This window comes from Bacillus sp. 1A, assembly GCF_052682215.1.
The window spans coordinates 5,515,958-5,528,150 of record NZ_JBQYLZ010000001.1; the positions used below are offsets into that span (position 1 = coordinate 5,515,958).

General features: G+C 36.0%; 15 protein-coding genes and 1 pseudogene. 8 read left to right on the forward strand and 8 right to left on the reverse strand.

Annotated features, from left to right (window positions below; all coding sequences use genetic code 11):
• Positions 1 to 31: 31 nt before the first annotated feature.
• The gene (locus tag ACUN0F_RS28200) at positions 32 to 199 is read right to left on the reverse strand and encodes a hypothetical protein (protein WP_000783808.1); all 168 of its coding nucleotides are present in this window, start codon (positions 197 to 199) and stop codon (positions 32 to 34) included.
• A 2-nt stretch (positions 200 to 201) separates the two neighbouring features.
• Positions 202 to 783, reverse strand: coding sequence for a TetR/AcrR family transcriptional regulator (locus ACUN0F_RS28205; protein WP_445540532.1), 582 nt, complete (start codon positions 781 to 783; stop codon positions 202 to 204).
• Positions 784 to 939: 156 nt separating this feature from the next.
• On the opposite strand from ACUN0F_RS28205, the gene ACUN0F_RS28210 reads away from it, so the two are divergent.
• Positions 940 to 1,044 (forward strand): sporulation protein YjcZ, encoded by a 105-nt coding sequence (locus ACUN0F_RS28210; RefSeq protein ID WP_445540533.1) that lies wholly within the window; start codon positions 940 to 942, stop codon positions 1,042 to 1,044.
• A gap of 39 nt (positions 1,045 to 1,083) precedes the next feature.
• Here ACUN0F_RS28210 and ecsC read toward each other — a convergent pair whose 3' ends face one another.
• Genes ecsC through ecsA form a run of 3 tightly spaced genes read right to left on the reverse strand, consistent with a single transcriptional unit; the run spans position 1,084 to position 3,752 of the window.
• The gene (gene ecsC, locus ACUN0F_RS28215) at positions 1,084 to 1,791 is read right to left on the reverse strand and encodes an ecs operon protein EcsC (RefSeq protein WP_445540534.1); all 708 of its coding nucleotides are present in this window, start codon (positions 1,789 to 1,791) and stop codon (positions 1,084 to 1,086) included.
• A gap of 13 nt (positions 1,792 to 1,804) precedes the next feature.
• Positions 1,805 to 3,016, reverse strand: coding sequence for an ABC transporter permease EcsB (ecsB, locus tag ACUN0F_RS28220; RefSeq protein ID WP_445540535.1), 1,212 nt, complete (start codon positions 3,014 to 3,016; stop codon positions 1,805 to 1,807).
• Complete coding sequence (ecsA, locus tag ACUN0F_RS28225) at positions 3,009 to 3,752, reverse strand: ABC transporter ATP-binding protein EcsA (RefSeq protein WP_264463094.1); 744 nt, start codon at positions 3,750 to 3,752, stop codon at positions 3,009 to 3,011. Before ecsA ends, ecsB begins: the two co-directional genes overlap by 8 nt.
• 559 nt (positions 3,753 to 4,311) lie before the next feature.
• Between ecsA and ACUN0F_RS28230 the strand changes: the two genes are divergently transcribed.
• The 3 genes from ACUN0F_RS28230 (at position 4,312) to ACUN0F_RS28240 (ending at position 6,143) form a co-directional block, all read left to right on the forward strand.
• Positions 4,312 to 4,746, forward strand: a complete 435-nt coding sequence (locus ACUN0F_RS28230) for an HIT family protein (protein WP_001016840.1) — start codon at positions 4,312 to 4,314, stop codon at positions 4,744 to 4,746.
• A gap of 178 nt (positions 4,747 to 4,924) precedes the next feature.
• Positions 4,925 to 5,287: a YtxH domain-containing protein gene (locus tag ACUN0F_RS28235; RefSeq protein WP_088121566.1), complete on the forward strand. Its 363-nt coding sequence runs from the start codon at positions 4,925 to 4,927 to the stop codon at positions 5,285 to 5,287.
• Between the two features lie 298 nt (positions 5,288 to 5,585).
• Entirely contained in the window at positions 5,586 to 6,143 is a 558-nt protein-coding gene (locus ACUN0F_RS28240) for an HTH-type transcriptional regulator Hpr (RefSeq protein ID WP_000834920.1), read from the forward strand.
• Positions 6,144 to 6,148: 5 nt separating this feature from the next.
• Here the strand turns inward: ACUN0F_RS28240 and ACUN0F_RS28245 are convergent, their stop codons facing one another.
• Complete coding sequence (locus ACUN0F_RS28245; RefSeq protein WP_000383652.1) at positions 6,149 to 6,484, reverse strand: DUF1878 family protein; 336 nt, start codon at positions 6,482 to 6,484, stop codon at positions 6,149 to 6,151.
• Positions 6,485 to 6,601: 117 nt separating this feature from the next.
• On the opposite strand from ACUN0F_RS28245, the gene ACUN0F_RS28250 reads away from it, so the two are divergent.
• The gene (locus tag ACUN0F_RS28250; protein WP_000172690.1) at positions 6,602 to 6,796 is read left to right on the forward strand and encodes a hypothetical protein; all 195 of its coding nucleotides are present in this window, start codon (positions 6,602 to 6,604) and stop codon (positions 6,794 to 6,796) included.
• Between the two features lie 30 nt (positions 6,797 to 6,826).
• Here the strand turns inward: ACUN0F_RS28250 and ACUN0F_RS28255 are convergent, their stop codons facing one another.
• Positions 6,827 to 6,940 (reverse strand): hypothetical protein, encoded by a 114-nt coding sequence (locus ACUN0F_RS28255; protein WP_002007073.1) that lies wholly within the window; start codon positions 6,938 to 6,940, stop codon positions 6,827 to 6,829.
• Positions 6,941 to 7,219: 279 nt separating this feature from the next.
• Between ACUN0F_RS28255 and prsA the strand changes: the two genes are divergently transcribed.
• Both prsA and helD read left to right on the forward strand, forming a co-directional pair.
• A complete protein-coding gene (prsA, locus tag ACUN0F_RS28260; protein ID WP_445540536.1) occupies positions 7,220 to 8,083 on the forward strand; it encodes a peptidylprolyl isomerase PrsA in 864 nt (287 codons plus the stop codon).
• A gap of 460 nt (positions 8,084 to 8,543) precedes the next feature.
• Positions 8,544 to 10,874: an RNA polymerase recycling motor HelD gene (helD, locus tag ACUN0F_RS28265; RefSeq protein ID WP_445540537.1), complete on the forward strand. Its 2,331-nt coding sequence runs from the start codon at positions 8,544 to 8,546 to the stop codon at positions 10,872 to 10,874.
• A gap of 95 nt (positions 10,875 to 10,969) precedes the next feature.
• Here helD and ACUN0F_RS28270 read toward each other — a convergent pair whose 3' ends face one another.
• Entirely contained in the window at positions 10,970 to 11,854 is an 885-nt protein-coding gene (locus ACUN0F_RS28270; RefSeq protein WP_445540538.1) for an Rpn family recombination-promoting nuclease/putative transposase, read from the reverse strand.
• A gap of 81 nt (positions 11,855 to 11,935) precedes the next feature.
• On the opposite strand from ACUN0F_RS28270, the pseudogene ACUN0F_RS28275 reads away from it, so the two are divergent.
• Positions 11,936 to 12,148 (forward strand): annotated as a pseudogene (locus ACUN0F_RS28275) (hypothetical protein); the annotation flags it as partial.
• Positions 12,149 to 12,193 lie beyond the last annotated feature (45 nt).

Genomic DNA, 12,193 nt, shown 5'->3' on the forward strand with positions numbered 1-12,193 from the left:
TATTTTACATAACTTTACATAAAATTGAAATTTAATCTTCTTTCTTCTCTGGAATAAAATATCCGAACCAAAGTAGCCAAATGAAGCCAATTAACTTCATCCAACTTCCATCTGCTTGAAAAGCTTCAATCATACCTGGTATTTTATAAATCCCAATGAATCCAAGAAAACCGAGCCACCAGTTTTTTTGCATTTTCATTTTTATTCCTCCTTCATTACGTTTTTCACATTTTGAATCCAAATTTCTTTATACTTTAACTGGAATCCCATCAGCATGTAATTACTCATATTATCGATTACGAGCGCTAACGTATGAGCATTTTCTTCCGTTGCATGTTGTGACACAACGTCAAGTTCTACACCTTTCTTCAATAAATCGTGGAAACCATTTAAGAAATCTTCTTGTATTTCAAATAAGCGTTTCTGATACTTTTCATTTCGCGCCGCAGTTACGATGAATTCATTTATAACACGTAATATTCCTTCTTGGCCTTCATACTCAGAGAGCATATGTAAACCATCGGCAATTAATTTTTCTGCAAAGTTTTCTTTCGTATATTGCTCTTTATCGAAATAACTCACGAAATGATATCCAGAGAAAATTTCTTCAAATAAAAAATCGACTAACGCTTCTTTAGAAGAAAAATGATAATAAATAGCCGGTTTTGAAATACCTACCTCTTTCGCAATCATGGAAAGGCTCATCTTCTCAATGCCGTGCTCTGCCATGAGTTTAAATGATGCTTCTACAATGTTTTGCGATGTTTGTAAATTCTTTGTCATACTGTACCTCACTTATTTTTACTTACCGGTCGGTAAATAAATTATAAAATGAAACGAAACGATTTGCAAGTTAGTTAGCGCTTCAGAAGGAATTTATTGGTAAATTCAGAAAAGTATAAAGTAAAAGCAACCTATAACAATAAGGAGGATATTCCTATGGGACTTGGCGGTAAAGGCGGTAGTGGTGGGTATATAATACTCATTGTGCTCTTTATCGTATTGACTGTAGTCGGAGTTGGCTATAACGGCATTAACTTCTAAAGAAAGCATCCTAAATTACACATTTAGGATGCTTTCTTTTTAATTTTTATTCAGCAATCGCATACGATAACAATTCATCGTCACTTCTCCGAGCCTTTGCAGTAATTGATAGTTCGCATATGCGCCGACCGGGGCACCGATTATCGGTACGAGCTGAAGCATTTTTGCTAAATCGATATAGTCTCGGTACTCTGTTTGGAACTTTTCCCAATCCATATGATTTTCTTCTTCTGTATCCCACGTTTCAATTGCTTTCCATATTTCTTTTCGGTAGTCGTCACTTGAAAAGGCAAGTTGGAAAACGTGAAGGATAAAAAGGCGCTCTTCTTTGTTGCTCGTATCAAATCCGTACAATGTTGCTGCATCGAATAAAAATTTAATTTTAATGCCGAGTAAAAGCGGAAAATCAGCAAGACCAAGGAGAATACCGCCAGCTCCCGTCCCTGCTCCTTCTGCCGCTGCTATTTTTTTGTACTCATCCATCTTTTTACGTACTTCGTCGTCTCTTCTTTGCAATGACCAGTGCGTTTCTTTTAATTTCGGCTTTATAAAGTTTGATCCGGCACTAATCGTTTGCACCATCAGCCGAATCGTTTCCGTTAATACTTTTTGCACTTTCGCCGGAATAAGCTGTTGTACTTTCGTCTGCACTTTCTTAGAGAACCGTGTCATCATAGAAGAATCTTTCATGAATGTAGCTTTCCACTGCTCCACTTCTTTTATAACCTTCTCTTCGTATGTAATCATAGGTTCATTCCCTTCAATTTAAACGCTCAATACGTTTCGCTCCGTATTGATAAACGAAACCGATACTAAATATTATGCTTACGACTAGTAAAATTCCCGTCATCATGAAATCTTTCGTCGCAAGGGCGAATATAGCTGTAAATACAACGCTACCGGTAATAAGGATCGCATTTAATAAGACAAGAAAATCTTTCTTCTTCTCTTCTCCCCCGACCGGATACAAATCAAGCCAAATCTTCATGCGGTGATGCTTCCATAAAGTTAATAGCTGATAACCGATTAAGTATAGGAAGATGAAGCTTACGATAAATCGTCCATATAAGAACGGAATGAAGTAAAGAATAACTCCTCCAAGAGCGAGCAAACGCACATATAAGCCAAAATAGTTACCAGATCGTAAAAATGTTCTCGTATATAAGTATAAATATGTACGCTTTTCACCGATCATCGAAAGAATGAAATCAAGCCATTTTCTACGTGCTACTCTTTCTTTTAATGCTGGTACATCAACGAACATGTTCGCGATGCGGTACAGCAGCATCATCTTCTTACCTTCTTCAGAAATTAAATACTCCCAGTTTAGCGGCTTTCCCTTCACCATTTGATGCAGTACTACGAGGTATAACACCATGAGAAGGACGATTCCGCCAATAAACATAACGGAAGTACGCTCTACAAGGAAATAAACAAATAAGCCGTTTAAAATAAAACGAATGAACCAATCAGCTCTTTGTATATTTTGATCTGTTAAAAATGATTTTTCCCACGCTACGAATAAGTTCCACGCTTTTACGATAACAAACGCGAGTACAATCCATATGTAAGCCGCTCCTGTTTGTTTCATTTGCTGGAAGTATAACGGGGCAAGCGCTGCCGCTACGATTGCAATTATGTATAACTGAATCATAAACGTAAAAAGAAATGCCTTTGTAAAGTATGGTTTTAATTTTTGTTCAACTGGCAGTAAGTAAACGAGATCCGCTTCTTTTAATAACGTTTGAATGGATCCGGCCGTTAATACAAGTCCAAGCAACACTGCCATAACGAGCGCCGCCGGAAACGAAGGTGTTAACGTTTGTAACCATTGCTGGTAATAATACGCTCCTGCGCCGATGATAAATACGAAAATAAATTTTAAATGATCGTTAAATACGTATTTACTATATGTACGAACTTCTTTTAGAAAGTGACGAAATCGTTCTTTCCATAATGCTGTGCTATTCATAATCTTCTTCCTTCGTTAATGCAATATAAATATCATCTAACGTTGCACCTGGCATATTAAACTGTGATTGAAGTTCAGATAATGTTCCCTTTGCTCTCACTTCACCTTGATGGAGAATAATGAATGAATCACAATAACGCTCTGCTGTCGCTAAAATATGTGTACTCATTAAAATGCCCGCGCCGCTCTTTTTCATTTGATCCATCATTTGAAGGAGTGATTGAATTGCTAACGGATCAAGCCCAACGAAAGGTTCGTCCACAATGTAAAGAGATGGCTCAACTAAAAACGCACTCATAATCATTACCTTTTGTTTCATCCCTTTTGAGAAATGAGACGGAAACCATTTTAAACGATTTTTCATGCGAAATTCTTGTAATAGTTGTCCTACGCGTTCTTCATATTGTTTTTCATCTACACCGTACGCCATTGCTGTTAACTTCAAATGTTCTTCTAGCGTTAGCTCATCATATAATACTGGTGTTTCTGGGATGAACGAAAAACTAGAACGGTACGCTGTCATATCGTCACGAATTGTTTTCCCATTAATTGTGACAGTTCCTTTTTTCGGTTCCATTAAACCGATAATATGTTTAATCGTCGTACTTTTACCCGCTCCATTTAAACCGATTAAGCCGACAAGTTTGCCTTTATTAACAGAGAACGAAACATCTTTTAGTACAGGTCGTTTCGTATATCCTCCTGTAACATTTTCTACACGCAATAACTCGCTCATACGACACCACTTTCTTCATTAGTATTCATTCTATATTCATCTTACCAAAAATAGCGCTGTACTACATAGTATCGATGCCCTCAAAAAAAATTTAAATTTGTTCGCATATATTTTTACGAAAGCGGACATCATAATTATTGAAGAAGGAACACATTGAAAAAGCAACCACCTATTGATGAGTACAACAACATAGTGAAGTCATCATGAAATGGGGTGTCCGTGTTGGACAAAGAAATTTACACATAACCAGATCATTTGTTTCATTTTAGAAACGGGGTGTCTCCGAAAGAGCATATACTGTTTTAAAAAATAAACAATTTCCTTTTATAAAGATTGCAATTCATTTCACTTGAAAATGGGGTGTCTACGGCAGAAACTTTAGCCGATTTACCGTGCATTTCTTAAATAAATGAGGTGTCTGCGAAACGTAAATTACGATAATGCTTTTTCAATCCCTCTTCAGAAAACAGGAAGCTGAGTCAGCTTCCTGTTTTTCGTGTTTGTTCTCTTATATAATTATGGTAAAATACGGCTAAGGCTACTTGAAAGGATGAGATCAATGAATCATACAGCGGACAATTGTATTTTTTGTAAAATTATTGACGGGCAAATCCCTTGCTCAAAAGTATACGAAGATGAACATGTGCTTGCATTTTTAGATATTAGTCAAGTAACAAAAGGACATACTCTTGTTATTCCAAAAGTTCACAAACAAGACATTTTTGCGTTAACGCCAGAAATCGCATCACACATTTTTTCTGTCGTTCCGAAAATCGCAAATGCGATTAAAGCAGAGTTTAATCCAGTTGGCTTTAACCTACTTAACAATAACGGTGAAAAAGCTGGACAAACTGTGTTCCACTTCCACCTTCATTTAATTCCACGCTACGGTGAAAACGATGGTTTCGGTGCTGTTTGGAAATCACATCAAAATGAATACACAATGGAAAATTTACAAAACATCGCAAGTACAATTGCAAATAGTGTGAAATAATGACACTATAATAAGAAGTAATACATAACAAGCCACTTTCCTAAAATGTTTACATATTGCACGGCTTGTTTCTCCATTCAAGATGCCGGGGACTGTGTACTTTTCTTCCCCTTATCTTAAAGATATGCATATTTTTTCACATCATGAATACGAACAAAAAATAAGGAGGTTTCCTTTTATGTCAAAAGCTAAATCCTTTATTACAGGTGTCATTTGCGGCGGAGCAGTTGCTGGATTAGCCGTTCTTTTCTCTACTCCTTCTTCTGGTAAAACTATGCGCGGTAAGCTAAAAGAAAAAGGAACTGATATTAAAAAGACTTTAGCTGATATTACAGCTGATACAAAATTATTAAAACGTCAAATCGTTGAAACTGCTTCGGAAGGTAAAGAAGTGTTTCAAGAATTAAAAGAAGATATGCAAGACACGCTTTCTAACTGGAAGCAAGATATTTCTCAAAACAAACGACATATTGAGCAAGAAATTTTGGACATTCAAAAATCAATTGAGAAACTACAAGAAGCTGTTCCGGAAAAAGCGTAAACAAATTCCTGCTTAGTTTTTTGCATATAACAAATATTTTTTATATAAATTGACCTTAACACGGCATATCACACAGATATGCCGTGTTTTTATGCATTTACAATATATGTTATCACTTAACATGTAAGGACAACACATGTATTCACGACTCATAAAACGCTTCCATAGTTATGCATGATTTGTATAGAATGTCATTTTTCCGAAAAATTTTCACAATTCTCACAAAAAGACTTTATTAATTTTTACTTTACTGGCATAATAGATAGTAATGAAAAAGAATGTTAAAGTGGGTGAGTAAATGAAAAGTGGAGAAAAAGATTACTCGGTAAAAGAAGCGATGATTTTCAGCCAACGCATTGCTCAATTATCGAAAGCGTTATGGAAATGTGTAGAGAAAGATTGGCAACAGTGGATTAAGCCTTACGATTTAAACATTAATGAGCATCATATTTTATCAATCGCTTATCATTTAAAAGGGGCTTCTATTTCTGAGATTGCTAAGTTTGGAGTTATGCACGTATCAACGGCGTTTAACTTCTCGAAAAAGCTGGAAGAACGCGGCTATCTTGTATTCTCAAAAAAAGAAGATGATAAACGAAATACGTACATTGAGATTACAGACAAAGGGGAAGAATTACTACTTCGCTTAATGGAGGAGTATGATCCTGAAAATAACTCTGTATTTAATGGGGCTCTTGCACTTCGTAATTTCTATGGTAAGTTCCCAGAAAATATCGAACTTATCGCTATCTTGCGCAACATTTACGGACAAGACTTCATCGATATTTTTGAGAAGTCATTAGAGAATATTGAGGAGAATTTTACGGAATCCGATCAGAAGTTAGTTAAGAAGTAATCTATTTATTGTTTCGCAATCATGCTTAAGAATTCATTCATAAGCGGCTTAAATAAACCTTGTTTTGCTAGCGCTTCCGCAGTTTCGTGTACTTCGAGCTGATGTGGAAGCGCTTTTTCAAATTGATCTAACAGCGCATCGAACAAAAGAAGCCCTTCTGCTTTCTCCACTACATATTGCTCGTTCAATATTTCACAAAGATTTAGTATACGTTCAATATCTTTTTTACGAGCTTTTTTCTTTATGATCAAAGAATAAAATGGACACTTTTCTTCATCAATCATTTTAAATAGTAGGTCTACGTAGTATTCAGCTTGTTCTAATCTTCTAACAACGTCCATTTTCTCCCTCTCTTTCTAACACAAAGTCTTCTATTTCTGAATTTTATAACACGAACAAAATATCGTATGATACAATATATAAAGTATATGTATTTTACCAAAAGGAGGTCTCGCCTCATGACACTTATAACAGTTGTTTTTGTCGCATTCGCACTTCTTGTTATATTTTACACGAATTTCATGACACATACACTGTGTGAACGAAAACAAATAGCTGCGAGCCGCCAACCCGGTGTCTTTCGGGTTATTAATGTATGTATAACAATTTTATTAATTTCTAGTTATATAGAAATTATATTTCATGGAAAGTGAGGAAGGAAGCCCCTTCCTCACTTTTTTCCTCTATAAGCAAATTATACCTACTATAACCAATAAAATAAACAGTACAAGTAATAAAATAAGTTGAGAATTCATCCCCATCCCCTCCTCTTTTCTGTATATGCGGCATGCGCCCAATATGGAACACCTTCAAAATCTGACACGCACTGGTTAAATTTTCTTTATCAATATGAAATCGAGTCGAAATATGATATATTAAATTTTGTACATATTGCTTATACTATGAAATAAATGACACGCATCTTAACTTTATCCTCAGCCTCGGTAAGCCCTGTTAAGCGCGCTTTACCAATATACAAAGCAAAAGTATCAGTGAGACTTAATCGGGCTCTTATGAACTAAAATTCATTGGTGTAGGATAAATTAAAAATACATAATAGTAGGAGTGTTTATCGAATGAAGAAAGCTATGCTTGCCTTAGCCGCAACAAGTGTAATCGCATTATCAGCATGTGGAACATCATCATCAGACAAAATCGTTACATCTAAAGCTGGTGACATTACAAAAGACGAGTTCTACAATCAAATGAAGACACAAGCTGGTAAACAAGTACTAAACAACATGGTTATGGAAAAAGTACTTATTAAAAACTACAAAGTTGAAGACAAAGAAGTAGACAAAAAGTTCGATGAAATGAAAAAACAATACGGTGATCAATTCGATACACTATTAAAACAACAAGGTATTAAAGAAGAAACGTTAAAAACTGGTGTGCGTGCTCAATTAGCGCAAGAAAAAGCTATCGAGAAAACAATCACTGATAAAGAATTAAAAGATAACTACAAGCCTGAAATTAAAGCAAGCCACATTCTTGTAAAAGATGAAGCGACTGCGAAAAAGGTTAAAGAAGAACTTGGACAAGGTAAATCTTTCGAAGAGTTAGCGAAACAATACTCTGAAGATACTGGTTCAAAAGAAAAAGGTGGCGACTTAGGATTCTTCAGCTCTGGTAAAATGGTTAAAGAATTCGAAGATGCTGCTTATAAACTGAAAAAAGATGAAGTAAGCGAGCCTGTGAAATCACAATTCGGTTACCACATCATTAAAGTAACAGACATTAAAGAACCAGAAAAATCTTTCGAACAATCTAAAGATGACATCAAAAAAGAAATCGTTCAGAAGAAAGCACAAGACGGCGAATTCATGAACGAGCTTATGATGAAAGAAATCAAAAAAGCTGACGTAAAAGTTGACGATAAAGATTTGAAAGATCTTTTCGACGAGAAAAAAGCTGACGCTAAGAAAGACGAAAAGAAATAATGAAAAGCTCGGGATTAGCCCGAGCTTTTTTTGTTTGCCCTCTTCTCGTGATACATTGCGTCTAGATTCGGTACATGAAATTATGTAGTTGATTTTCGTGAATCTAAATTATATCAGCGATTTTTCAATTATATCGACCGCAACTCTAATTATATCGGCGATTTTCGAAATATATCAGCGCAACTCCAATTATATCGGCGATTTTCAAAATATATCGACTTACCGACAAAAACTGACAATGATCGCGATCCCCTCTTCAAGAAACACAAAAAAACCTCGATTCCACCGCGCGGAACCAAGGTTTATCTTATTATCATTGATTAAATTAAGAAACTATGTTAAATTAGTACAGAAACACGTTTTCAAAAATACACAGAACGTATTTATCCGTATCTTAATTGTACACCAAAACACATCTTCAGTCAACCTCTATTTTTCACTTTTAAAGGAGTGCTTACGTATGAACAAAAAACTTGATTTAGAGCAAAAACGATTGGATACCGTAATCGAAACGATTACGGAGCAAATTGATAAACTGGAAAACGAAACTGGCAGACGCCGGGCAGAAGTAATCCATATTCGTAAACACTTTTGGGATGACGTGAAAGTGAATACTGATACTTTCGATGATTATCTTGAAACAGTTATCAACTTAAGACAACAAGCTCAGTCACTAGCTGTCACACAAATTACCCATAAGCACACCTTTAATCGACTTGCCGCATTAAGACGCATGCATAAAGCACCTTACTTTGGGCGAATTGATTTCAAAGAAGAAGGAGAATCTGCTGCGGATCAAATTTATATCGGCGTAGCTACACTTACTGATGCAAGCGGAGAAAACTTTCTTATATATGACTGGCGCGCACCTATTTCGAGTGTGTACTACGATTATCCACCAGGACCGGCTGAATACAGTACACCAGGAGGCGTAATCCACGGTAATGTGGAGAAAAAATTACAATACATTATTCAAAATGGCGAGATTGATTCTATGTTCGATACGAGCCTTACAATTGGTGATGAAATCTTGCAACAAGCGCTCGGAAAAGGTACGAACAAACATATGCAAAGTATCGTTGCTACAATTCAGCGCGAGCAAAATGAAATTATTCGTCACGATGAAGGCCGACTCCTTATCGTGCAAGGAGCTGCTGGTAGCGGTAAAACGTCAGCTGCCCTGCAACGAATCGCTTACTTACTATATAAATATCGCGAATGGCTAAAAGCTGATCAAATTATTCTCTTCTCCCCTAACTCTATGTTCAACAGCTACGTATCTAACGTACTACCTGAACTCGGTGAAGAAAATATGCAGCAAGTGACATTCCAAGAATATTTAAACCATAGACTCAGTAAGTCATTTGACGTTGAAGATCCTTATGAACAATTAGAATATATGTTAACTGAAACGAATAGCCCTACCTATAAAACGAGAAATGCGAGCATTCGATTTAAAGCATCCACTCAATTTTTCGAGATGATTAGAGCGTATAGACAATCCCTTGAATCTTCAGGCATGCTATTTAGAGGAATGAAATTTAGAGGAAAGTTAATTGTTTCTGCTAAAGAAATTACAGAACAATTTTACAACACTGATTCCTCCCTCCGTTTCCATAATCGAATTGAAAAGTTAACAGATTGGCTAAATAAACAAATAGATGCAATTGAAAAAGCAGAACTGAAAAAGCCTTGGGTAGAAGAAGAAATCGAATTACTGAGTAAAGATGAATACCAAAAGGCTTATAAATATTTACAGAAAAAAGGCGAGTTTGACGACAACTCCTTTCATGATTTTGAGAAAGAAACGAAAGTACTTGGACGTATGATTATCCGTAAAAAATTGAAGCCACTTCGTAAAGGCGTTCAAACATTACGTTTCATCAATTTCACCGGCATATATAAACAGCTCTTCACAGATGCATCATGGGTTACTGAGGAAAAACCGAAAGAGTGGGATGACATTTGCTCATTAACAGTAAACATGCTTGATGAAGGAAAGCTATATTACGAGGATGCGACTCCATTTTTACTGTTAAAAGAATTAATTGAAGGCTTCCAAACGAATAGATCGATTAAACATGTACTCGTAGACGAAGCACAAGATTATTCACCGTTTCAATTTGAGTTTTTAAAACGTCTCTTCCCTGCTGCAAGAATGACTGTACTCGGAGACTTTAACCAAGCGATATTTGCCCATGCGAGTGAAGCAGTGAATTTCAATACACTTACTAGCTTATACGGACCAGATGAAACGAACGGTATCAACTTAACTCGTAGCTATCGCTCAACAAAACCGATTATTGAATTTACACGTGCTCTCGTACCGGAAGGAGAGAACATTCACGCCTTTGAACGTGACGGTGAGAAACCTACAGTGACGAAAGTATCAAATGACAGCGAACTGCATGAACATATTACTGCCAAAGTTGCTGAACTACAAAAAGAGCAGCACAATACGATCGCAATTATATGTAAATCTGCAGCTGAAAGCGCTGCTGCCTACGAAGCACTTAGTCATATCGAGAATATTAAACTTGTGAAAAGTAACTCAGCCGAGTATGAGCAAGGCATTGTCGTGATCCCTGCTTACTTAGCGAAAGGTATCGAATTTGATGCTGTTATTATTTACGATGCTTCTAAAGATGTATACAGCGACGAGAGCGTTCGTAGATTGTTCTACACTGCTTGCACGCGCGCAATGCATGAACTGCAACTTTATAGCGTTGGCGAGGTTAGTCCTTTTGTACTTGGGGCTAATTCGGAAAGTTTTGAAGTTATTACAACTTGATAATTTGAAATGAACCTAAAGAGTGGCACATGAAAAAACACCTCCTGAATCCGTATACTAAGTATGCAAATTCAGTGGAGGTGTTTTTCTATCATTTATACTTGTAAAATGCTTTCTATTTCTTCTAAATGTAAATTTGTAAACTTTGCAATATCTTCGATTGGCATTCCATTTTTATGCATTCCACGAATTAATTGAATCTTACCTTCTTCAATCCCCTCTTTCTTTCCTTCATTACGAGCATGAGCAAACTTTGCGGCTTCATCCATCAAAACTTTCTCTCTTGCTTCATATGCTTGTCGAAAAGAAGAATCTTGACTCATACGCTCCCATTTATTCATTGCTTTTTGTAAAATCGGGTCTTGGTTCATCGCAATGTCCTCCAATGTTTGGGTTAGTTGTTCATCCTCGTTTGCCGGAAGTAGTAATAACCAACGAACAAACAAATTTTCCCAAGGATTTACTTGTTCATTCCGCCACTGTTGCATAAGTTTCGTAATCTCTACGATATGAACTTCGATATCACTACTCAATATTTTATGTTGTTGTCGATTCCATAAGACTCCTGTTGTATAGAATGCCTCGTATTCAGGAAACATAACGAAATTTAACAAATTGATTGTAATTGTTTTATGAAGAGAGCTGTATGGCATTCCTTTTTGAAGCTGAGATGTGTATAACCTTCCCCAATAATATAAACTGCGTTTAATCATATCATGATTATTATTGAGTTGTATTTCTACGTTGACTTTTGTTCCTGTGTCTAATGTAGCTGAAATATCTAAAATAGATAACTTATCTTCTTCATGTTCCCTGTGTAAATGTGGATCTACTAATTGTAATGAAACAATAGGCGATTCTAAAGAATCCTGTAACATCGCATTTAAAAAAGCACTTAAAATATCTTCATTTCCACTTGTGCCAAATAGTTGTTTAAACGCAAAATCAATACGTAAATTTACTAATTGTTGGCTGGACATGAGTTTTTCTCTCCCCATCTCATAAGAGGCTTTTCTTTTATTGTACATAAAATAGTGATACGCATGCAAACGAGCACTTACTTAAAAGACTTAAAACGCCCTGTATTTGCAGGTTATAACATCACTTCTCATGATGCAGACATACTTACACTGAATGTACTTCTATCTTCACCTTTATTAGATCCTAACACTTCAGAAAAAGGTGCAGAAGAATACACCTATTTACAACAACTAACTGAATCAATCTCTCGTTCTGAATTATGTATTTCTATTAAAGAGAGTGCACTTATTTAAACACGAAAAGAGGGTTATTTATCATAACCCTCTTCTACTATCTAT